Raw genomic sequence first — 23453 nt, 5'->3', positions numbered from 1 at the left:
TTCTATCGTCAGATATCCCGCTTCTTTACAGACGGTTTTCATATTTCGTGAACATATATTCCAGATCAAAGCATGTCTGCTCCTCACTCACCTGTGTCATCTCCCAGTTTTCCATTTCATCCAGATTAGGGAAAAACGTATCTGCCTGAAATGCATGGTCGATCTTGGTAATATATGCCGTGTCACAGTAAGGAAGAAGCTGGCGGTACACGCTTTCCCCTCCTATCACATAGACATCTTCCGAATTATATTTTTCCAGTTCCTTATGCAGTTCCTCTAAAGTATGCACAATAATTGCATCTTTAACACGGTAATCTTTGTTGGATGTCAGGACAATGTTTGTCCTGTTCTTCAACGGCATACCGTTCGGAAAGCTTTCCAGTGTCTTCCTGCCCATAACAATCACCTTCCCGGTCGTTGTCTCACGGAAAAACTTCATATCAGACGGTATGCTTACAAGTAGCTTATTCTTATAGCCAATTCCCCAGTTTTTATCAGCTGCTGCAATTAGATTCATTGTTCTTTCCTCCCTTTATTAAACCGCAATCGGTATATTCTTAATCTGCGGATGTGTCTGATAGTCATCCAGACGCACATCCTCCCTCGTAAACTCATAGAAATCCTTTACATCCGGGTTGAGCCAGAACTTCGGCGCCGGATATGGCTCCCTCGAGATCAGTTCCTCAATCAGTGGGATATGGCGGTCATAGATGTGTGCATCCGCAATCACATGGACAAATTCCCCGGCCTTCATATCACATACCTGTGCCAGCATATGCAGAAGTACGGCGTACTGGCATACATTCCAGTTATTTGCCGCAAGTACATCCTGAGAACGCTGGTTCAGGATTCCGTTCAGCGTCAGCTTGTCACTGCCCTTTTCCTTTGTCACATTGAACGTCATGCTGTATGCACACGGGTACAGATTCATCTCATGCAGGTCCTGATGCACATATATGTTCGTCATAATCCTGCGGCTGTACGGATTATTCTTCAGGTCATAGATCACCCTGTCCACCTGGTCCATCATCCCTTCCCTGTACTCGTGCTTCACGCCCATCTGGTAGCCATAGGCTTTTCCGATCGATCCATCTTCATCCGCCCAGCTGTCCCATATATGACTATTCAGGTCATGGATATTATTCGACTTCTTCTGCCAGATCCAGAGCATCTCATCCACACAGCTCTTAATCCCCGTACGCCGCAGCGTCAGGGCCGGGAACTCCTTCGAGAGATCATAACGGTTCACCACCCCGAACTTCTTAATCGTATAAGCGGACGTCCCATCCTCCCATACCGGGCGCACCTTCTCCCCCTCAGTACTCGTACCATTCTCAATAATATCACGGCACATATCAATAAAAATACGATCTGCATTACTCATAATTTCGTCTCCCTTCTGTAAATTCCGCAAAGGGGTCTGACCCCTTTGCCCTCCGTTTTCTGATAATTCTGAAAATTTATGGATCAGCTATATTATACAGCATCTTTTCAAGACCTCTTGTTAAAGCTGCTATTTCCTTTTTTGTCATTCCGCGTGTCATTTCTCTGTCCATTTTCCTGCGGTCCGCCTCCATCCTGCGCTGGATGTCATAGGCTTTTTCTGTCAGATAAATGTTTTTTTTACGTTTATCTGTTGTATTTGGAACGCAGAAGATAAATCCTTTTTCATCCAGCCTTTTAAGCAGTCCTGTCACAGTAGGATTCTTCAGGCTCAAATGGCGCTCCACATCACGCTGGCTTACCTCTTCCTTGTTCGTGTGGAACAGGTAATCCAGAACCGCGCACTGCGATGCTGTAATTCCAATTGTTTTCAGCTTTTCATTCAAATCTTTTTCAAATACGTTATTGATCTGCTTAATGGTAAAACCGATCGGCTGGTTTCTTCGCTCCATGCTTTTCTCCTCTCCATGAAATTTACCAGATACCGACGCCTTTTATATATAGCGTGCTATATTCTGTTATACCATTATAAAAGAGGTGTGTCAACTTCACACCTCTTCCACGGACAAAACTACGCTCTGGCAGCATCCTGTGCCCTAGTACTCGCGTATCAGGCTGCTGATGTCCAAAATACTGTCTATTCCTCTTAATTCCCCCAGGGCGTCCTTTAAATGGTATTCCTTTACCTTATCAGTTACAATAACCAGCTCCGCCTCATTTTCCTTCGCATGTTTCTGCACAACCCGCGCGATGCTGACCTTATGGTCTCCAAAGACCTTTGCAATGCAGGCCAGAACGCCGGGCTGGTTTTTCACCTGCATCCTGAGGAAGAACTTATTCTTCACATCATCAAAATCTTTGATCGGAAGCTCTTTATAACAGGTACAGCTGATTCTACCGTTACAATGATACTGAATATCCCTGGCCACATCAATGATATCCCCCATCACCGCACTTGCAGTCGGCAGTTCTCCGGCACCCCTGCCGTAGAACATGGCGTCATCCACGGCATCGCCGTGAACAAACACCGCATTGAAAGAATCACGCACGGACGCCAGCGGATGGTCTTTATTCAAAAGCATCGGGTAAACACCGACTTCGATACCATTTTCCGTATTATGGGCCACTCCAAGCAGCTTGATTACACTGTCAAACTCTTTCGCATAAGCGATATCTTTGGAAGTAATCTTCGTGATCCCCTCCGTAAAAACATCCTTAAAAACAACTCTGGAATGAAAGGCAATGGAAGCCATGATCGCAACCTTGCGCCCTGCATCCAGTCCCTCAACATCAGCAGTCGGGTCGGCCTCAGCATACCCAAGCTCCGTCGCCTTTGCCAGAGCTTCTTCAAAGCTCATATTATCTTCAAACATCTTTGTTAAAATATAGTTTGTTGTACCGTTTACAATTCCGATCACTTCGGAAATCTCATTTCCGGCCAGACACTGTTTCAGAGGACGGATAATCGGAATTCCGCCTGCCACAGCGGCCTCGAAGAGGAAATCACACTTTCCGGCTTCTGCCGCATCCAACAGCTCCTTGCCATACTCTGCCACAAGGTCCTTGTTCGCCGTAACGACGTGTTTTCCCGCATGAAGCGCATCCAGTATCATGGTACGGGCTGGTTCGATGCCTCCCATCACCTCTATCACAATCTGAATCTCATCATCAGCCAGAATCTCCTGCCAGTTATCTGTCAAAAGAGATGCATCAATACCCGGACGCTCTTTCTTCAGGCTATGTACCAGAATCCGGGAAATCTCAAGTTCGGCACCAATCGTGCGCTCCATCACATCCCCTCTTCTGTGTATGAGTTTATAAACGCCTGTGCCAACCGTTCCCAGTCCAAGCAGGGCCACTTTTATCTTATTTTCTTTTATCTTATTTTCTTCCATCTCTGCACCTCTTTATCACTAAGTATTATATCCTGCCAGAAGTTTCCCCTCCGGAATAACCGCCCCCTGCGGGCGGGCAAAGCATACAGACGCATAACATCACGCACATCAGGACACATGCTCCGCCGCAAAAACACCGGGGCGTATTTGAATGGGACATATTATAGCATAAATATGCAGAAAATACCAGCGGGTTTTAACAGAACATCTGGATATGCACAAACTAATTTAGTGATCACAGACACGTTTATAAACAGTCTCACAAAAATACACGGTGCCGTCGAATCGGTACCGATAATGATTACAAAGTGAAAAGATATAAATAGTTCTTTAATTTTCTAAAACAAGATGGTATTCTAAATGAATACATGAGAAAGTATTATAAATAAAAAAATTATTAATAACATACAATATTAAACAGTCTTAACTTCATAACAACTGGCAGTACCCCGGCTATCATGAAGAGACCTGTTTCAAGTCTCTTTTCTATAGACAAAAATAGTCCCTCGTTAATATAACAACTGAATTTATGGAACCTTACGAAATTTGTCAAAAAAAGTCGACAGATATCGGTCATCTTTATGTGGTAATATTTGGTATGTAAACGAAGGCTGGGATTTACGCATACTAAATAATTAACCAGGTGTGTAAATATATGAACAATAGACTGCAAGCAATACGTTGGGAAAAAGACTGGTCTCAGGAAAAACTGAGCAGATTGAGCGGTGTTCCAAGAACTACAATATCAGCAATTGAATCTGGTACTACAACGAATCCATCCGTAGAGACTGCACTTCTTCTCTCCAAGGCACTTGGTATCCCTGTTGAGAATATATTTGTTCTTTAAAGAACGCGTATATTTGCATACAAGGGTGATATTACTTAAAGCAAAAAATGGTTGGTGAAGGATATGACAGAAAAAGAACTAGGAAACAGGCTGAGAATGTATCGGACGGCCCGCAGAATGACTCAGGTTGATCTGGCAAAGCCGCTGAATATGACACGCCAGACCGTGTCTACATATGAGACAGGAAGCCGCATCCCGGATATCTATACTTTATGGGCGATGGCGGACATCTACAATATAACTATCGATGAATTGATAGGGCGGAAAACCGGGCACCATTAGCCGGGGCTCCGTCTTTTTGTTTGCTTCACTTTGTTTCATAAAATGAACTTTCCTTTGAAATAAAAACAAGTGTTAAATAATCGTCTCTAAACCGATTACCTAACACTTGTCTTTTCTTTCTGAAGCCTTAAGAGCGATAGACGGGATTCGAACCCGCGACCCCGACCTTGGCAAGGTCGTACTCTACCAACTGAGCCACTATCGCGTATGTTGTATATTTCCTGACCGGAACAATAATTACTATACTATATGAAGTTCAGATTGTCAACACATTTTTTAAAGTTTTTTATATTTTTTTTAAATTTCTAATTTTTTGCTCAGTTTGGATTTCTCCCCCGATTATTTATTTCTTACTAACGCATAACCATGTCATCATTATGATGCCCGCCTACCACGCTTTTCCATTTGTAATTTCACAGGCTATCATATAGAATGAACATAGAATTTAATAACTCCGTGCAAAAATTTGGTGAAAATAATGATAACTAATGATACGATTGGCCGAAATATTAGACGGCTGCGCAAAGAACGCAACATGACACAATTAAATTTAGCTCGAAAGATCAACCTGCATCGTGCCACTTTATCCGCTTATGAACTCGGGAAACGTCTCCCTGATATTTTTATCCTAATATCAATTGCAGACGCATTTCATGTAAGCCTTGACGTGCTGGTGGACAGGGATTTTCGCCCTGCCTCGCCGGCACTTTCCGATTCTGAAAAGAATATTCCGAAAATCTAAGGCCTATCTGACTTCTATTTTATTGATAATCGACACTGAACGACCTTATCCTCAACTTTATTCAGCAGAGCATTTTTCCAGTCCCAATTCCTCAAGCTGTTTATCATCAACCTCACTTGGTGCTTCCGTCATCAGGCAGGAAGCATCCTTTACCTTCGGGAATGCCATGACATCACGGATGCTGTCCTCTTTTGCCATGAGCATGACCATACGGTCCAGACCATATGCAAGGCCTGCGTGAGGGGGCACACCGTATTTAAACGCATCCAGAAGGAAACCGAACTGCTCATATGCCTGTTCTTTTGTGAACCCAAGCACTTCAAACATCTTTTCCTGAATATCATTCTGGAAGATTCTGACGCTTCCCCCGCCGATCTCGTTCCCGTTCAGTACGATATCGTAAGCTTTGGCACGGACCCTTCCCGGATCGTCATCGATGTACTTAAGGTCTTCCTCCATCGGCATGGTAAACGGATGGTGCATTGCCATAAAACGGTTCTGTTCATCGCTCCACTCGAGAAGCGGGAACTCTGTGACCCATACAAACTTATATTCATCCTTATTCAGGATTTCCATCTGTTTCGCAATTTCCAGACGCAGGTTCCCAAGTACATCCCAGACAACTTTATTCTTGTCTGCTGCAAAGAGAAGTAAGTCTCCCGGCTCTCCGGCCATTGCCTGAATCAGGTTCTGCATCTGCTCCTCTGTCATGAATTTTGCAAACGATGACTTCACCGTCCCATCCGTCTGGAGTGCAATATAGGCAAGTCCCTTTGCCCCGAAATCCTTTGCAAAATCAACCAGCTTGTCGATCTTCTTACGCGGCATGCCGCCCTGTCCCTTAGCGTTGATGCCCCGGACAGTTCCGCCGTTTTCAATGGCGCCTTTGAAGACAACAAATTCACAGTCCTTTACCGTATCCGTTACATCTGTCAGCTCCATGCCGAAACGGGTGTCCGGCTTGTCAGAGCCATAACGGTCCATCGCTTCCTGCCAGGTCATTCTTGGAATCGGGAGTGTAACCTCCACATCCAGAACTTCTTTGAACAACTTCGCCAGAAGCCTCTCATTCACATCAATCACATCGTCCACATCCACAAAAGAAAGTTCCATGTCTATCTGTGTAAACTCAGGCTGTCGGTCGGCACGCAGGTCCTCGTCACGGAAACATTTTGCAATCTGGAAATAACGGTCATATCCTGAGCACATCAGCAGCTGCTTGAACAGCTGTGGTGACTGCGGAAGTCCATAAAAACTGCCCGGATGTATACGGCTCGGTACCAGATAATCCCTTGCGCCTTCCGGCGTACTCTTTCCAAGCACCGGTGTCTCAATCTCTAAGAACCCTTCCTCTGACAGGAACTGGCGTGTCAGAGTCGCAACCTTGCTTCTCATCATCAGGTTCCGCTGGAGATCCGGCCTTCTCAGGTCCAGATAACGGTATTTCAGACGGAGTTCTTCCTTCGTCTTGCTGTTTTCTTCAATCGGGAACGGAGGGGTTTCTGATTCTGAAAGAATCCGCAGTTCCTCTGCCCTTATTTCAATCTCACCGGTAGCCAGATTCTCGTTCACTGCCCCGCTTCGGGCTTCAACATTACCTACAACTGCGATAACAAACTCACTCCGGAGTTTTGCCGCCTTTTCGATCAGTTCTGCCTTATCTTCGCCTTCAAATACAATCTGCAGGATACCAGAACGGTCACGGAGGTCCACAAACACAATGCCGCCTTTATTCCGGTTCTTCTGAACCCATCCCATTACAGTCACTTTCTCACCGGTATTTACGCTTGACAGCTCCGCACAGCGGTGAGTTCTCTTCAAGCCCTTCATTGATTCTGCCATAATTTCCATCCTCTCTTCTTCAGAGGGGTCTGACCCTTTTGCAAAGGGGTCAGACCCCCGTCACACTTTTTTCACATTTACAGTTCATTTATGGAGTCGCGGTAGCATTCAACAATGTCTTCATATCCCTGCTCCACCAGTTGTTCCTTCTGGAATTTTTTATTTTTCTTCATATTAACGATCATGACCTGTTTTCCTGCCGCACGTTCTTCTTTTGCAAGGCTTAATACTTTCAGCATGCCTTCCTGAGGCATGTTCTTCTCGATGAGGAACGCCTTTTTAGACCTGCTTGTCGGCACTTGATAGCCTCTTTCCAGCAGGAGCATGACAATTCGTTCGAACCCGATTGAGAAACCTACCGCAGGGGTATTCTGTCCCGTGAATTTCCCGATCATCTCGTCGTAACGTCCGCCGCCGCCTACAGAACCGCCGAACTCGTCCATAGAGATTTCGAAAATAGTCCCGGTATAATAGGACATTCCACGTACGAGTGTGGGGTCGAAGCTGATCTTGAAATCAGCCTCTCTTGCCGTTTCCACACTTGTAATAATCATTTCCAGTGAAGACGCTGCTTCATCCGGGAGAAAGCCTTCCAGTTTCTCTTTGCAGTAGCGTACGCCCTCCACGTTGTTTGTAATTTCTTTGAAAAGCTGAAGATATTTTTCCACCGATTCTTTCTCATATCCGCACTCCTCTAATTCAGATGCAACACCGTCCATGCCGATCTTGTCCATCTTGTCCAGTATAATGAATACATTCTCGTAGTCTTCTTCTTTGAAACCGCTGTAAGCCGCCATCGCCTTCAAAAATCTGCGGTCATTGATGCGGATCGTGAAATTTCTGAAATCCAGCTTTCCAAGCAGCGTGGATGTCGCAAGAATCAGCTCGATCTCCGCGAGATTGCCCGGTTCGCCCAAAATGTCAATGTCACACTGCATAAACTGACGGAAACGCCCTCTCTGCGGTCTGTCGGCGCGCCACACATTCCCCATCTGCAGTGCCTTGAAAGGTGACGGGAGGTCGTTGGCATTATTTGAATAATACCGTGACAGCGGCACGGTCAGGTCATAACGCAGTCCCCCGTCAACCAGGTCACTCTCTGTCTGTGCTGTATCGATCTTTAACTTTTCGCCTCTTTTTAGTATCTTGAAAATCAGCTTTTCATTATCCCCGCCCTGCTTGCTGCACAGGTTTTCAATATGTTCCACACAGGGAGTCTCTATGGATGAAAATCCAAATGCTTTGTAAGTTTCTTTGATGAGCCCTATCACGTAATCTCTGATCTCCATCTCAGCGGGCATCATGTCCTTCATTCCGGTGACCGGTTTCTTCTTTAACGCCATAACCATTCTCCTTTTCGCTCTATCATTTCGTCAATACGGCCGATATATTCCGTAATGTCTTTCACATTCTCAATCCTGACCAGATTGCTCTTCTTCCCGTTCTCCATCTGTACCTTCTCCGGGAGCACGATCTTTGTAGAAGAACCTGCCCCTGCCGCAAGGATTGTCTGTTTTTCTTCCATAATAAGTATATTGTATATTCCGGCTTTGTCAACCTTTGCGTAACCAACATTTTCAAAATTTCCCGCAATATTCTTCTGCCGGTACAGATAATAAGGCACAAGCCCCATCCTCTCTGCCGCCCCGGCGCTGTCCTCCACCATCTGTTCAATCTCGCTGTGCAGGTCAATCCGGCAGTGTTCCTGTCCTAGACGGGCAGCCCGTTTGATTGCGAGCGCATGTACAGTCAGGCTGTCCGGCCCGAGTGCTTCTATCTGTCTTAAGGTATCACGCATGTCCCCTGCATTCTCACCGGGCAGTCCTGCAATCAGGTCCATGTTAATATTGTCAAATCCAAGTTTCCTCGCCATATGGAACACATCTTTCACATCCTGAACAGTATGTCTGCGCCCCACCTCATCCAGCGTTTTCTGCTGCATGGTCTGCGGGTTGATAGAAATACGCGTTACGGGATACCGGGAAAGCACTTCCAGTTTCTCCCTTGTGATACTGTCCGGTCTGCCGGCTTCTACCGTAAACTCCTTCAGTTCCCCGTAAGAAAAGGTGTCCCCCAGATGCAGAAGCAGCCGTTCCAGCTGATCTGCCTCAAGTGTCGTCGGAGTCCCGCCGCCTATATAAATGGTATTCAGTTTCTTACCCTGTACCGCCCTGCCAATTGCCGTAATCTCCCTGCAAAGCGCGTCCAGATAAGCGTCCATCCGGTCTTTCCATTTTTCGAGAGGTGAAGAACTAAAAGAACAGTAGGAACAGATGCTCGGACAAAACGGGATCCCCACATACAGACTGTACCCATTGTCATAGTCCAGACGGACCAGCTGCGCCTTTTCTCTCTTTGCAATCTCCAGTCCGAGCTGTGCCTTCTTCGCGCTGACCGCGTATTCTTCTTTCAGAAACTGAATAATTTCTTTTTCATGCATTCCTGTTTCCACTTGCTGCATGATGAGCTTCGTGGGCCTTACGCCGGTGAGCATCCCCCACGCAAGCTGTATCCCAGTCTCTTTGGACAGCCAGTCATACACATGTCTGGTCACAAACTTCTTGCGCTCCTGCCGGTCCGTAAGGGCGTTGATTTCACCTTCGGTAATGGAAAAGCAAGAGCCCCCTTCCAACGTTAGTTTTACCAGAGGTTCTTGCCCTTCATCCACCTTTTGCCCGATCTCCGTGTTCGGGAAAAAGGCCTTCGTGATATGATATAAATTATACATATACAGTGTATCTTTACTGCTTATTTCAATCATAATAGTTTTAAAAATCCCGCTTTCTGCTATTCATTCGCAATCTGGTACCCTCTATTAAAGAAACGGATTGTTCTTCTTCTCAAAATCAATCGTCGTCTCGTCCATATGTCCCGGATATACCTTTGTCTCATCCGGAAGGCACATCAGCCTTTCCTGAATGGAACGGATCAGCTGTCCCGCATTCCCTGTCGGAAAATCCGATCTGCCAATGGAGGAACAGAATAAAGTGTCCCCTGAAAACAGCACCCCTTCTGCCGGAATATAGTAGCAGCAGCCTCCGATGGTATGCCCCGGCGTATAGATAACTTCTATATCGAATCCCGCTGCGTTCAGCTTCTCCTTATCCTTCACATATACGGCATCCGAAAATGTATATGCCCGCCCGTATGTGGAGGATGAGTTCAGCGAAGCATCACTAAGCAGTGCCTCCTCTTTTTCATGCGCATATACGGGAACCTGAAATTCCTTCAGGAATCCGTCCACACCCATGATGTGGTCGAAATGTCCGTGCGTCAGCAGAATGGCTGTCAGCTTCAGCCCCTGGTTCTTAATATGGCTCACAATCTCCGCCCTCAAAACCGCGGGATCTATCAGAATACATTCCTTTGTGTCTTCATTCTGCACAAGATAGCAATTCGTGCCTATGATACCTATTACAAACTTTTCTATCTTCATCTCAACTTAACCTGCCGTTCGTTCAATATCCATCACGCCGTCTAACTGGCGCAGTTTCTCAATTACTTTGTTCAGCTCATCCCGTCCGTGCACGATGAATCCCATGTCCAGTGTGGCTGTGCCTTTCTTACTGGTACGGATATTCATGGACTTCACGTCTAATTTCGCCTCTGTAAAGATCTTAGAAATGTCCATCAGAAGTCCCTGCCTGTCATGGGCATACATCTTCAGCTCGGCCAGATACTGCCCGCCGCTCTCCGCCTCTGCAGTCTCTTCCCATTCGGCATCGATCAGGCGTTCTCTTTCCTTCTCTGACAGATGGAGCATATTCACACAGTCCGTCCTATGGATCGACATTCCGCGCCCGCGGGTGACAAATCCAACAATCTCATCTCCCGGAACCGGATTACAGCATTTCGAAAAACGTACCGCCATATCATCGATTCCTTTTACAACAATACCACTCTTGGACTTGGCAATGTGAACTTTCTGATTATTCGCTTCTGAAATCTTCTCCAGAATCGTCTCATCCGTGATCGTCTTCTTGTGTTCCTTCTCGTACTCTTCTACAAGGCGGTTCACAACCTGGCCTTCCTTCAGCCCGCCGTGCCCCAGCGCAGCCAGAACGGCATCCCAGTCCCTGAAACCGTACTTCTTCTGCACAATCTGCTGGTACTTCGGCTTCATGATATTCGTCAGACTAATCGTCTTCGCCTTGCAGTAGGCATTAATCAACTCCTTGCCGCGCACGATATTGTCTTCTTTAAATTCTTTCTTAAACCACTGGTTGATCTTATTCTTTGCCTGTGTGCTCTTAACGATATTCAGCCAGTCCCGGCTCGGGCCCTTGGAATTCTGGGAAGTCAGAATCTCTATCCTGTCACCGTTCTGGATCTTATAGTCTATATTCACCAGCTTTCCGTTTACTCTGGCGCCGACCATCTTATTACCTACCGCACTGTGGATCGCATATGCAAAATCAACCGGCGTCGAACCATTCGGCAGGTTCTTCACATCACCGTTTGGGGTAAAGCAGTATACATCCTCCGCGAACAGGTCCAAATCACCTTTGAGCAGGCTTAAAAACTCCCGGTTGTCTGACATGTCACGCTGCCACTCCAGAATTTGGCGCAGCCAGCTCAACTTCTCTTCCTCCTGGGCCTTCACACTCTTCGTGGAGTCTCCGCTTTCCTTGTATTTCCAGTGTGCCGCAATACCGTACTCAGCGGTCTTGTGCATCTCCTCGGTGCGGATCTGAATCTCGAACGGCTGTCCTGACGGCCCCATCAGTGTCGTGTGGAGGGACTGGTACATATTCGCCTTTGGCATGGCAATATAATCTTTAAATCGGCCCGGTATAGGTGTGTACATCTCATGAATTACACCGAGGGCCGCATAGCAGTCCTTCACGGAATCAACAATGATGCGGACTGCAAACAGGTCATATACCTGATCCAGAGTCTTATTCTGGTTCACCATCTTCTTATAGATACTGAAGAAATGCTTTACACGTCCGTATACCTTCGCGTTAATATGAGAATTCCTCATATGTGAAGAAACTTCCGCCACGATCTGCTGTACAAAATCCTCGCGCTCAGTCTTCCTCTCATTTAAATTTTTTACCAGGTCATAATATACTTCGGGCTGATAATACTTTAATGACAGATCGTCCAGTTCTGTCTTAATCTTGGAGATACCGAGGCGCTGCGCGATGGGCGCGTAAATGTCCATCGTCTCCCTTGCCTTTTCCTTCTGCTTGGCCTCTACCATAAATTCCAGCGTCCGCATATTATGGAGCCGGTCAGCCAGTTTAATGATAATGACACGGATGTCCTTTGCCATTGCAAGGAACATCTTCCGCAGATTCTCCGCCTGAACCTCCAGTTTATCCTGGGAATAGGACAACTGTCCCAATTTTGTGACACCATCCACGAGAAGTGCAACCTCATCTCCGAATTCTTTCGCCACGTCTTCGAGAGTCATCTCCGTATCTTCTACTGCATCGTGCAGCATGCCTGCCACGATCGTCTCCTTATCCATCTCAAGGTCCGCCAGAATAATCCCGACCCACAGAGGATGGATAATATAAGGTTCGCCAGACTTGCGCACCTGACCGTTATGTGCCTGATTTCCGACCCTGTATGCTTTCTCAATCATTGTAATATCCGCAGACGGATGATATTTCCTGACTCTGGCAATCAAGGCCTGATATAATTGTTCAGGGTCTTGATAATCTTCGGGTGCTTTTACGGCATGCCCGTCTACGATCTCCAGATTCATATTCAGCAATTCATATTCCGGAGTCCCCGCCATATCAATTCCCCCTTTCTTCCATCGTAAGTTTCATATTCCTAAGTATACCATCATTTTTATTTTTTTCAAACTATTTCAAACAGAAAATGGCGCAAAAACGCCAAAAAATGACCTTACTGGTAGTTGGTCACCGTAATCTGAAGCGTACGGTTTCCCATATATTCGTTTATTGACGGATAAAAGGTAAACGACATCTCCGGTTTCCCCCGCATATACTCCATACATGCGGCAGCATCACCGAAATAAACTGCCTCCATCTGATTGCCCCGCTGATCCTGTACCCTGAACTTTAGAACATTCTGATTCTTGCCGATAATTTTCGGGCTGATTACTTTCAGATTTTTTTCTGCGAACACGGGTTTCGTATTTCCCTTGCCGAACGGTTCTAAAAGTTCCAGTTCGGAAACAAGTTCTTCCGTCACATAAGGAAGCGGAAGCTGCATGTCTATAGAAACCTTCGGCAGCATGTCCTCCTCAGACAGGTCCGCAAGCTCATTAATCACCTCCCGGAACCGCCCTACATTCTCCTCTTTGAGGGAAAGCCCCGCCGCCAGCTTATGTCCGCCGAACTTAGTAAACAGGGCTCGGCATTTGCACATTTCCTCAAACATATTATAGGCCTCGATGGAACGTCCCGAGCCCTTCACACCTTCCTCACCTGCCGTCAGAACAAAGGTCGGCCTGTAATACCTCTCTTTAATTCTTCCCGCTATAATCCCGGCTATACTCTCATGGCAGTCCGGAAGATAGATAACGAGAACCTTATCCTCACCCATAGAAGTATTTTCGATCTGCTCCACAGCTTCTTCGACACCCTTTTCGGTCATCTCCTTGCGGCTGTCATTCAGGGCTTTTAAGTCTTCCGCCAGCATGACCGCTTCACGGCGGTTCGGCGCATTTAAAAGCTCAAGCGCCCGTTTTGCAGTGTCCAGACGGCCGCTTGCGTTGATGCACGGCCCGATTACAAAACCAATATGGTAAGCTGACAGACGGTCCACGGGCACACCCGTACATTCCATCAGTGCTTTCAGGCCGTGATTATTCGTTCGTTTCAGCATTTCCAGACCCTGCTTTACAAAAATCCGGTTCTCACCGACAAGGTCCATCACGTCACCGACGGTCGCAATTGCCACATTTTGCATCAGGTAATCCACATCGTCCACATCGCGCTGCATCACCTCATATAATGCCTCCACCAGCTTGTAGGCAACTGCCGCCCCGCATAAGCCCTTAAACGGATAGTCACAGTCTGCCCGGTGCGGGTCAATGACCGCATCTGCCTGTGGAAGAAGGTACTCCCGCCCGCTTCCGGCATCCAGATAAGGCACTTCATGATGATCCGTCACGATGATTGTGAGCCCCTGCTTCTTCCCATAGGCAATCTCCTCCGATGCGGCGATCCCGTTATCACAAGTAATAATGGTATCGATCCCCTCCTCCAGTGCCCGGTCGATCAGCATACGGTTCAGCCCGTAACCATCCTTAATCCGGTCCGGAATATCCGTATCCACATCTCCGCCAAGCTTCGCGATCCCCTCCTGAAGTACATATGTCGCGTTGACACCGTCTATATCATAATCGCCAATTACGCGGATTGGCGCTCCCTCACGAATTTTCTCCGCCAAAATCTCTACTGCTTTATCCATATCCTTCATAAGCATGCCATCAAATAAGTCTGCGATCGTACCATTCAGATAAAAATCAATCTCCTGATCCGACGTCATATCCCGGTTCCTGATCAGCCTTGCAAGAATCGGAGATATCCGGTACTTTTCGGCAATCTGGTTAAAATCTGCTTTTTTCATAGAAACAAACCATTTTTCCACCCTTTATCCTCCTTGTGTATAAAATTTTATCAGAAATACCTGTGGGGTAATCTAATTCTGCAAAGGGGGCACCGCCAATTCACGGCGGTGCCCCCTCCTGCATATACGTTCTTACTTCTTTTCCTGTTTCAGTCCCTTGCCTTTCATCACATACCAGAGTGCGCCTGTGATACATACGGATGAATATGCCCCGCAGATAATACCTACCATCAGCGGCAGTGCAAATTCTTTAATCGAACTTACACCCATAACATATAATACTGCAACCATCACGAACGTTGTCAGTGAGGTATAAATACTACGTGTCAATGTACGTGTAATACATCTGTTCACGAGATCTGAGAGTTCCTCGCCGCGTTTCTTTGTCTTCATCTCCTCACGAATACGGTCAAAGATAACGATCGTGGCATTGATGGAGTAACCTACGATTGTCAGCATACATGCGATAAATGTATTACCTACTGATACCCTTGCAACAACGTAGAATGCAAGTACGACCAGAACATCGTGCAGCAGCGCCAGCACGGCACTCGTTGCAAAGCGGATGTCCTTAAACCTGAACCAGATATAGAGCAGCATACAAATTGTTGCAATCAGAACTGCAACGATGGCATCCTGTCTCATCTCCGAACTTACAGTTGAACTGATATTCTCTGTTGTAATCTCGTCCTCATTTACATTGAACTCATCTGTCATCGCCTTATTAAATGCTTCACGTCTGTCAAGTTCAAGTGTCTTTGTCTTGAAGATTACCTGATTGGTTCCTTCTACTTTCTGAACCTGTACATTATTGTCCCCTGTTGCATCTTCAATCAGAGGCACAATATTCTTGTCGATCTCCTCCAGACTGTAATCTTTATCAAAGGTCACGTTGGTTGAGGTACCGCCCTTAAACTCAAGGCTGTAATTTAATGCACCCTTGCCCTGGCTGCTGTTAATTCCCATAAATACAAATCCAGCCAGAACAATTACAATTGATATTGCAAAGAATATTTTTTTCTTACTTAGGAAGTCTATTGGCTTACGTTCCGGTTTTACACGGCCATAAACCTTTGTATTGCGGATTCCCACTGCATAGAAGGAATACACAATCAGACGTGTAATCACCAGTGCGGTAAACATGGAAACCACAATACCAAGTGCCAGAGTCTGTGCGAATCCTTTTACACTTCCACTTCCCTTCAGCCACAGCACGGCCGCTGCAATCAGGGTTGTAATATTTCCGTCCAGAATCGCCGACATCGCCTTATGGAAACCTGCATTCAGCGCAGCCCTTACGTTCTTGCCGGCCGACAGTTCCTCACGGACTCTGGCGAAAATGATAACGTTCGCATCCACCGCCATACCGATACCAAGGATAATACCTGCGATACCCGGAAGTGTCAGTGTAATATCAAATGCATTCAGCAGGACAAGAATCAGCCCCGTATAAATAAGCAGTGCAATACTTGCCGCAAATCCCGGAAGCAGGTATACAAAACACATGAAAATAAACACAATTGCAAGTCCGATCGCGCCGGCCTTTAAACTGGTGCTGATCGCTTCCTGCCCCAGCTGTGCACCAACAACATTGGAACGCAGCTCCTCGAGTTCCAGACTCAGTCCACCGATACGGATCGTGGATGCCAGCTGTTCTGCCGCTTCAAAATCCATACTTCCTGAGATCTGGGCCTGCCCGTCAAGGATTTCATTCTCCACATTCGGCACACTGACGAGTTCTCCATCATAGTAAATTGCAATCGTCTCTTTGCCTGCCGCTTCTTTTGTTGCAGCCGCAAACTTCTCAGTTCCTTCTTTTGTAAAGGAAAGCTCGACGATATTCTTTTTGTTATTCATTGAATCCTGCGTTGTTGCTGCAGATGCATTCTTAACATCTGTACCGGTGAGAACGATGGAACCATCCTCCTTTAGCTCATCGATCGTCTTGTTAAGCTTATATTCCCCAACAGATACCTGTGAATAGTTAGCGTTGCCGTCACTGTCCTTTTCTCTGATAAAATACAGTGAGCCCGGCTGTCCTAATTCGTCCAGAATCTTGTTGGCATCCTTAACACCCGGAATCTCAATGCTGATACGGTCATCGCCCTCCTGATATACGGTAGCCTCTGTACTGTAACCTTCCACACGTCTCTGCAGCTTATAAATGGTATCATCCATATCTGCCTGGGACGGTGTGTCCCCTTTGACCTGATATGTAATACTTACGCCGCCTTCCAGATCAAGACCGAGCTTGATATTCTTTGCGGCACCTGAACCTGTTTTCCCGAATCCGACCACTGTTGTAAATCCCAACAGGGCAATCAGCAGGGCAGTCAGAATCAGGCTGATAATGCCTTTACTTTTCTTCATGAGTCACATTCCTTTCTTCATCTGCCAATGCAGCCTTTATCATAATCGCACATTCTACACGTTTACGTTCCATCTCACAGCTCACATCATACGTATCATGAATCGTATTGTGGAATTTATAAGAGTTTGCCATACAGCCGCCGCTGCAGTAGAATCTGGCAAAACACTTCCGGCATTTTTCTTTGGAATAGACACTGCAGCCTCTGAAATCATCCGCGATTTCCGGTTTTACGATTCCGTCATCCACATTTCCCATCAGGAACTTTTCATCCCCGACAAACTGGTGGCACGGGTATAAATCCCCCCACGGCGTAACAGCCAGATACTCTGTCCCTGAGCCGCAGCCTGAAAGTCTCTTTGCAACACACGGACCGCCTTCTAAATCCAGCATAAAATGGAAGAATGTAAATCCTTCCCCCCTGCGCTCTCTTTCCACCATAGTCTTTGCCAGAATATCATATTCCCGGAAAATCTGCGGCAGGTCACTTTCCCGGATTGCATATGGGTCTGTGTCCTCTCCGACTACCGGTTCTATGGAAATCTGTTTGAACCCCAGCTCTGCAAAATGCATGACATCATTTGAAAAGTCAAGATTCTCCCTTGTAAACGTCCCTCTTATATAGTACTTCTCCTGGTTCCGGCTCTCCGCCAGTTTCTGAAACTTCGGTACAATCAGGTCATAACTGCCTTTTCCGTTTCTGAACGGGCGCATTCTGTCATTTACTTCCTTACGGCCGTCGAGACTGAGCACGACATTGTCCATCTCGCGGTTCACGAACTCCTGAATCTCATCATTCAACAGGACACCGTTAGTCGTCACGGTAAAACGGAAATGCTTATTGTGCAGCTTTTCCTGCTCCCGCCCATAAGCCACCAGGTCTTTCACAACCTGCCAGTTCATCAGCGGCTCCCCGCCGAAGAAGTCGACTTCGAGATTCCTCCTGTTCCCAGAATTCTCGATCAGGAAATCCAGTGCTTTCTTCCCCACCTCGTATGACATCAGGGCACGTCTCCCGTGGTATTCCCCCTCTTCCGCAAAACAGTACTTACATGCCAGATTGCAGTCATGCGCAATATGCAGACAAAGAGCCTTAACAACGGTCTTCCTCTGCTTCACTTCCCCTATATAGTCTTCATATATATCTCTTGCAAAAAGCTGTCCTGCCTCTGCAAGTTCAGCCACGGCCTCCAGCACTTCACAAAGTTCTTCTCTGGCATAGGTATCTTCCAGATTCCCGCAGAGATACTCCCGGGTCTCATCACTGCGTAAAGTTTCCGGGGTATGAAGGGGATTCATACCCTCCAGACAGCCGATCACGTCATATGCAATCTTGTCCACCACGTGCACAGAACCACTGTTCACATCGAGGACAATGTTATATCCATTATTCTGGTACTGATGTATCACAACAGATACCCCCACTTTCATCTTAATTCACATGCCCCGGAAAAAGAATCCCGGTAACAAGCGTAAGGCAGCGGCCGAGGTCGCTGCCTTTCATGGTTCTTTACTAAATTATATGTATCTTATTTCTTATGTTCGCAGGTCTGATTTCCTACTGTACAGGAAGTCTTGCATGCTGACTGGCAGGATGTCTGGCATTCACCGCAGCCGCCCTTTTTTACTGTATTGTTCAATGTCTGTGTATTCAATGTCTTGATATGCTTCATGGTTCTCTCCTCCTACTATTCATGCTACAGGCATGTATTTACCTCGTAACATTATAGCATACTGTTATATGTTTTTAAAGTGTTTTTTTCGTGAACATAATCGTATGTCTCAGGATCAGGATATCATCCCCCCAAGCATTCCGCCGCCTGCACAGAGCAAAAATGTTGTCAGTACATTGGCCCCGCTGCCCTGTAGTGTCCGGTACACCCCCAGAGAAATCAAAAGCAGCAGTCCAAAATACAGGATCCCAATCGTCAGTCCCCACGCAAACTTGCGTACCTTCGCCATCTTTCCTGCGGCAAACCCGCCGACAAAAGTAGAAATGACATAGATTGCAATAATTCCCCCTGTTACTTTTCCTTCATCCAGATTCAATTTATAAAGCAAAAGTGTCAGCAAAAGCAGCAGGATCCCTGTTACTACATAGGCGCACAAAAGGGCTTTCAGAATCCAGACAGCTTTTCCTTCCGCCCCGCGTCCTCTATTTGTCTTTTTCTCCATCCCAAACCTCCTCGTCCATCATATACTAATACAGCATATGATTGTCCCGCGGGAAATATAACTTAAACGAAAAAAACAGCAGCATTTTATGTCTGCCGCTGTCTTTATTATTATTATAACACTTTCATTTACTGCTCCATCTGCCGTCCTAAAAATCCTGCCGCACTCTGGGCAACCTTTTGTTCCAGTTCCCCGAATTTTTTCTTGTCGTCTTTATTTAAGAACACAACCGCCCCGATTGCATCCCCTTCACAGAGGATCGGGCAGATCACTTCTTCTTTGAATTCTTTTTCATCCGCCGTGATTCCGGCATATTTAGCGGAATCTGACTTTGCCAGCACCTGTTCTCTCGTCTGAATCACTTTTTCCAGTTCTTTACTGATATACTTATCCTGCAGATCTTTTTTCCCGCTGCCTGAGGCCGCCACGATCTGATCCGTGTCCGTGATACATACTGTGCATCCCATCGTCTGTGCCAGACTTTCGGAATATTGCTTGGCCAGCGTTCCCAGTTCCCCGATCGGAGAATATTTCTTAAGTATCACTTCACCTTCTCTGTCTGTAAATATCTCCAGCGGGTCTCCCTCGCGTATCCGCAGCGTTCTTCGTATTTCTTTCGGAATGACCACCCTTCCCAGGTCATCAATCCGCCTTACGATTCCTGTAGCTTTCATAAAAAATTCCTCCATTTAACGTCATAGTAATAATTAGCACTGCTACTATTATTTGTTAAACAGAGGAAAATATTCGTTGTTTCATCAGTTTTCCATTTCTACATATTGTTCGGCAATATTTTTCACATGATCCCCCATTCTTTCAAAATCCGTCAAAATCTCTGTAAATATGATGCCTGTCTGAGGCTTACATTTTCCTTTTTTCAGGCGCTGCATCTGTTTCTTAAAGTATTTATCCCTTGTGTCATCAATCTTCTGTTCCATCGCCGAAGCCTTTTCAAGAATCACGCCAGAATTACCGGGAAGCATTTCTTTTACGATATCCAGCGCATCCATACACTGCTTCTTCATAATCTCCAGTTCTTCCCTGGCCGTTTCTGAAAATCCGGCATCCCAGCCTTTCAATTCCTTTGCATATCCGGCCAGATTCACCGCATGATCGCCAAGGCGTTCCAGATTGCTGATGACCACATAGTATCCGTTGATCTGGCGCGAATCTGCCAGAGACATTTCATTTGCCATCAGAGACACGATATAGCTTGATATTTCTGCATTCAGATAATCTATGTATGTTTCCCGCTCATCTATTTTTTTCAGTTCCTTATCATTATATTTAATCAGGACATTATAGGCACTGGAAATATTTTTTTCGACCATCGCCTGCATTCTCCCCACCTCATTTTTCACCTGGGAAATCGCCACTGCCGCCTGTCCGATCGCATAGGACGGTTCAAATCTGGTAATATACTTCAGCCTGTATTCCTCGTCCTCTTCCTTTCTGCTGTCAGGGAGAATTTTCTCCGCCGCGGCCGCCATATATGTTCCAAACGGAAGTAAGATCAGTGTGGTCACAATATTAAAAACAGTGTGCACATTTGCAATCTGCGAAACCGGATTTCCCGGTGCAAGTGCCTCCATCCAGCTCACAAAAGGTGTAACCAGACAGACCACCGTAAACAAAACGGAACCAAAAATATTAAACATCAAATGTATAATCGTTGTCCGCTTCGCATTCACCTTCATCCCAATTGATGCCAGCACCGCCGTGATGCACGTTCCGATATTCTGCCCGAACAGAATATAAACAGCACTTGACAGAGGAATCATCCCTGTCCCGGCCAGTGCCTGAAGAATCCCGACTGATGCGGAGGAGGACTGAATTACCGCTGTAAACACGGCGCCAATCAGAATTCCCACCAGAGGATTCCTAAAAGTCGTCATAAACTGGATAAATGCCGCCGAATCCTGCAGAGGCTCCATTGCATTCCCCATCATGTCCATTCCCATGAAAAGTATACCGAGTCCCGCAAAAATACTGCTGATATGATGTACCTTTTCATTTTTCACAAACATAATCGCAGCAACACCCGCAATGGCAAACACAGGCGCAACGGCCCCAATATCCAGCGCAATCAGCTGTCCTGTAATCGTCGTCCCTATATTGGCCCCCATGATAACCCAGACAGCCTGTTTCAGCGTCATCAGTCCCGAATTCACAAACCCGACCACCATAACCGTGGTCGCCGAAGAAGACTGAATCACAGCTGTAATCCCTGCCCCGACAAGGACCCCCTTCACCCTGTTCGAAGTCAGCCTCTCCAGAATCGCCTTCATCCGGTTCCCGGCCGCCGCCTCCAGCCCATTACTCATCATCTGCATCCCATACAAAAACAAAGCCAGCCCGCCCAAAAGCGCCAGCACATCCTTAATACCCATAATCCCATTTACTCCTTCGTATCCCCATACTGTACGCCTAACCCTCACTTAACATCAACGCACTCCGTTCCAAGAATATCACGCAAAAATCCCCCCGGTCAACCAGCCCTTCCCCTTCTTAACACAATCTTAGCACAACTTCTTTAGTACACGGGCGTCAGCCTCGTGTACGTCCCTCCCCACATAAAGTCCCACCACGCGAATCCATCCGCAGCCCTCCGCCGATTTCCCCTCCCATGATCGCGCTATTACTGACCGGATGAACCGAAGCCTGCCGTAAGCCGGGGCGGGATGCCGGACGGACACCTGTGCTGTTTGAAATTCGTAAAGCAAGATCATATTGAAATCCTCACTTGATTCTGCTAAAATTTAGGTGATGTTAAATACACGCACAGGATGGAGTTAATCATTATGAGCCTGAAAATCCCTATAGAAACTTCCGCCAGACACATTCACGTCTCTCAGGAAGATTTTGAACAATTATTTGGTCCCGGCGTGCGCCTGAACTATGTAAAGGAACTCAGCCAGCCCGGACAGTATGCATGTAAAGAAAGACTCACGGTCATTGGTCCGAAAGGGCGTTTTGAAAAAGTCATCGTACTGGGCCCGTTCCGCCCGGCGACCCAGGTGGAGATTTCCGTAACTGACGCCAGAAGGCTCGGGATTCCCAGCGTCATCCGGCAGTCCGGAGATATCAAAGGAACTCCGGGATGTATATTAGAGGGGCCAAAAGGCAGAATAGAACTAAAAGAAGGGGTCATTGTGGCAAAACGCCATATCCATATGACACCTCTCGATGCCGTCAGGGCACATGTCAAGGATAATGACATCGTCTTTGTCATCACGACAAGCTATGAGCGTTCTCTGATTTTTTCAGACGTCGTTGTCCGCGTCAGCCCGGGCTTTTCTCTGGCAATGCATGTTGACACAGACGAGGCCAATGCCTTTGCCAACGAGGATAATCCTACCGGCGTGATTTTAAAATTATTTGACGGGCATACTTATAATCTGCAGACATGGGCAGACGAATTGCAGTCCGGAATCAACCGTTAGACGTAACTGTTCAGAACCATGAACAGTTACCGGTAGACAATAAACCAGATGGAGGTATGAAGAATGACTAAAATTGAAGAAGTAAGAAGTGCTATGGTCGCAGCTATGAAGGCCGGAGACAAGGAGAGAAAGGCAGCTCTCTCTTTTCTGTTATCAGCTCTCAAGAACAAGGCAATCGATAAACGTGCAGACCTGACTGAAGAGGAAGAGACCCAGGTTATTTTAAGAGAGATCAAACAGACAAAAGAAACTCTGGAAATGACACCTCAGGACCGCACGGATATCATCGACGAATGCAAGAAACGCCTCGCAGTTCTTGAGGAATATGCGCCTAAGATGATGGGTGAAGATGAGATTAAAGAAATCATCAACGGGGTATTGGCAGATCTGGGTATTGAAACTCCGACAGCAAAGGATAAAGGAAAGATCATGAAAGAACTGATGCCAAAAGTAAAAGGGAAGGCAGACGGAAAACTCGTCAGCAGCATAGTAGCTTCCCTGATGGAATAAGGTTTATTCTTTGGGGATAATTGAAGTCCGCCCGTCAGGCGGCGCGCAGAGGGAGACAGCCCGTGGGATATGCTGTTTTCAGGCTGGTCATTCGCTAAGATGTACTAAATGAAGCAAGGCCGGATTTTACAGAACTAAAGAGATTCACTCCGTTTGCCGATGCAAACGCAGCTCAGCTCTTTATGGCATTTGATTTTGGAGAATCAAATGCCATCTGTAAAATCCGGCCTTGCTTCATTAAGTACCTCTAAAGCTTATTTTATGCCCGTAAAACAGCATATCCCACGGGCTGTCTCCCTCTGCGCGCCGCCTGACGGGCTGGGTTCATCCGATTATCCGATAAGAATAAGGG

Annotated in this window: 21 protein-coding genes and 1 tRNA gene; 5 read left to right on the top strand and 17 right to left on the bottom strand. The window is 46.6% G+C overall.

Annotation, left to right across the window (positions count from 1 at the left end):
• Nucleotides 1–25: 25 nt before the first annotated feature.
• The 4 genes from DWX43_RS13110 to DWX43_RS13095 all read right to left on the bottom strand — a co-directional run bounded on the left by DWX43_RS13110 (nucleotide 26) and on the right by DWX43_RS13095 (nucleotide 3338).
• Nucleotides 26–517: a dihydrofolate reductase gene (locus tag DWX43_RS13110; RefSeq protein ID WP_118620585.1), complete on the bottom strand. Its 492-nt coding sequence runs from the start codon at nucleotides 515–517 to the stop codon at nucleotides 26–28.
• An 18-nt stretch (nucleotides 518–535) separates the two neighbouring features.
• A complete protein-coding gene (gene thyA, locus DWX43_RS13105) occupies nucleotides 536–1384 on the bottom strand; it encodes a thymidylate synthase (RefSeq protein ID WP_118620584.1) in 849 nt (282 codons plus the stop codon).
• Between the two features lie 76 nt (nucleotides 1385–1460).
• Nucleotides 1461–1895, bottom strand: a complete 435-nt coding sequence (locus DWX43_RS13100) for a MarR family transcriptional regulator (RefSeq protein WP_109729810.1) — start codon at nucleotides 1893–1895, stop codon at nucleotides 1461–1463.
• 144 nt (nucleotides 1896–2039) lie between these two features.
• Nucleotides 2040–3338, bottom strand: coding sequence for a homoserine dehydrogenase (locus tag DWX43_RS13095; protein ID WP_118620583.1), 1299 nt, complete (start codon nucleotides 3336–3338; stop codon nucleotides 2040–2042).
• 655 nt (nucleotides 3339–3993) lie between these two features.
• Between DWX43_RS13095 and DWX43_RS13090 the strand changes: the two genes are divergently transcribed.
• Both DWX43_RS13090 and DWX43_RS13085 read left to right on the top strand, forming a co-directional pair.
• Nucleotides 3994–4185, top strand: a complete 192-nt coding sequence (locus DWX43_RS13090; protein ID WP_109733711.1) for a helix-turn-helix transcriptional regulator — start codon at nucleotides 3994–3996, stop codon at nucleotides 4183–4185.
• 63 nt (nucleotides 4186–4248) lie between these two features.
• On the top strand, nucleotides 4249–4467 hold the full coding sequence (locus DWX43_RS13085) for a helix-turn-helix transcriptional regulator (RefSeq protein ID WP_118620582.1): 219 nt from the start codon (nucleotides 4249–4251) through the stop codon (nucleotides 4465–4467).
• A 132-nt stretch (nucleotides 4468–4599) separates the two neighbouring features.
• Here DWX43_RS13085 and DWX43_RS13080 read toward each other — a convergent pair.
• Nucleotides 4600–4672, bottom strand: a tRNA-Gly gene (locus DWX43_RS13080).
• Between the two features lie 273 nt (nucleotides 4673–4945).
• Between DWX43_RS13080 and DWX43_RS13075 the strand changes: the two genes are divergently transcribed.
• The gene (locus tag DWX43_RS13075) at nucleotides 4946–5209 is read left to right on the top strand and encodes a helix-turn-helix transcriptional regulator (RefSeq protein WP_242996257.1); all 264 of its coding nucleotides are present in this window, start codon (nucleotides 4946–4948) and stop codon (nucleotides 5207–5209) included.
• Nucleotides 5210–5266: 57 nt separating this feature from the next.
• Here DWX43_RS13075 and aspS read toward each other — a convergent pair whose 3' ends face one another.
• The 12 genes from aspS to DWX43_RS13015 all read right to left on the bottom strand — a co-directional run bounded on the left by aspS (nucleotide 5267) and on the right by DWX43_RS13015 (nucleotide 21538).
• On the bottom strand, nucleotides 5267–7051 hold the full coding sequence (gene aspS / locus DWX43_RS13070; protein WP_118620640.1) for an aspartate--tRNA ligase: 1785 nt from the start codon (nucleotides 7049–7051) through the stop codon (nucleotides 5267–5269).
• A gap of 77 nt (nucleotides 7052–7128) precedes the next feature.
• Entirely contained in the window at nucleotides 7129–8394 is a 1266-nt protein-coding gene (gene hisS / locus DWX43_RS13065) for a histidine--tRNA ligase (protein WP_109733709.1), read from the bottom strand.
• Nucleotides 8385–9779, bottom strand: coding sequence for a coproporphyrinogen dehydrogenase HemZ (gene hemZ, locus DWX43_RS13060; protein WP_330582251.1), 1395 nt, complete (start codon nucleotides 9777–9779; stop codon nucleotides 8385–8387). The genes hisS and hemZ overlap by 10 nt, the downstream gene beginning before the upstream one ends.
• Before the next feature lie 87 nt (nucleotides 9780–9866).
• On the bottom strand, nucleotides 9867–10487 hold the full coding sequence (locus DWX43_RS13055) for an MBL fold metallo-hydrolase (protein WP_118620580.1): 621 nt from the start codon (nucleotides 10485–10487) through the stop codon (nucleotides 9867–9869).
• Between the two features lie 6 nt (nucleotides 10488–10493).
• The gene (locus tag DWX43_RS13050) at nucleotides 10494–12800 is read right to left on the bottom strand and encodes a bifunctional (p)ppGpp synthetase/guanosine-3',5'-bis(diphosphate) 3'-pyrophosphohydrolase (protein ID WP_118620579.1); all 2307 of its coding nucleotides are present in this window, start codon (nucleotides 12798–12800) and stop codon (nucleotides 10494–10496) included.
• A gap of 113 nt (nucleotides 12801–12913) precedes the next feature.
• Nucleotides 12914–14626, bottom strand: a complete 1713-nt coding sequence (gene recJ, locus DWX43_RS13045; protein ID WP_118620578.1) for a single-stranded-DNA-specific exonuclease RecJ — start codon at nucleotides 14624–14626, stop codon at nucleotides 12914–12916.
• A 111-nt stretch (nucleotides 14627–14737) separates the two neighbouring features.
• Entirely contained in the window at nucleotides 14738–16975 is a 2238-nt protein-coding gene (gene secD / locus DWX43_RS13040; protein ID WP_118620577.1) for a protein translocase subunit SecD, read from the bottom strand.
• The gene (gene scfB, locus DWX43_RS13035; protein ID WP_109733714.1) at nucleotides 16962–18383 is read right to left on the bottom strand and encodes a thioether cross-link-forming SCIFF peptide maturase; all 1422 of its coding nucleotides are present in this window, start codon (nucleotides 18381–18383) and stop codon (nucleotides 16962–16964) included. Before scfB ends, secD begins: the two co-directional genes overlap by 14 nt.
• Nucleotides 18384–18502: 119 nt before the next feature.
• A complete protein-coding gene (gene scfA / locus DWX43_RS13030) occupies nucleotides 18503–18646 on the bottom strand; it encodes a six-cysteine ranthipeptide SCIFF (RefSeq protein WP_009002406.1) in 144 nt (47 codons plus the stop codon).
• Between the two features lie 115 nt (nucleotides 18647–18761).
• Nucleotides 18762–19148 (bottom strand): TIGR04086 family membrane protein, encoded by a 387-nt coding sequence (locus tag DWX43_RS13025; protein WP_109733703.1) that lies wholly within the window; start codon nucleotides 19146–19148, stop codon nucleotides 18762–18764.
• A gap of 128 nt (nucleotides 19149–19276) precedes the next feature.
• Complete coding sequence (gene spoVT, locus DWX43_RS13020; RefSeq protein ID WP_109733696.1) at nucleotides 19277–19822, bottom strand: stage V sporulation protein T; 546 nt, start codon at nucleotides 19820–19822, stop codon at nucleotides 19277–19279.
• 84 nt (nucleotides 19823–19906) lie between these two features.
• Complete coding sequence (locus tag DWX43_RS13015) at nucleotides 19907–21538, bottom strand: Na/Pi cotransporter family protein (protein ID WP_118620576.1); 1632 nt, start codon at nucleotides 21536–21538, stop codon at nucleotides 19907–19909.
• 411 nt (nucleotides 21539–21949) lie between these two features.
• Here DWX43_RS13015 and DWX43_RS13010 point away from each other — a divergent pair, with 411 nt between their 5' ends.
• On the top strand, nucleotides 21950–22591 hold the full coding sequence (locus DWX43_RS13010) for a phosphate propanoyltransferase (protein ID WP_109733694.1): 642 nt from the start codon (nucleotides 21950–21952) through the stop codon (nucleotides 22589–22591).
• A gap of 63 nt (nucleotides 22592–22654) precedes the next feature.
• A complete protein-coding gene (locus tag DWX43_RS13005; RefSeq protein WP_109733693.1) occupies nucleotides 22655–23101 on the top strand; it encodes a GatB/YqeY domain-containing protein in 447 nt (148 codons plus the stop codon).
• Nucleotides 23102–23453 lie beyond the last annotated feature (352 nt).

This window comes from Clostridium sp. AF19-22AC (genome assembly GCF_003479085.1).
Classification (GTDB): Bacteria; Bacillota; Clostridia; order Lachnospirales; family Lachnospiraceae; genus Faecalicatena_A; species Faecalicatena_A orotica.
Note: the sequence above shows the minus strand (reverse complement) of the source record. Positions and strands in the feature narration are given on the sequence as shown.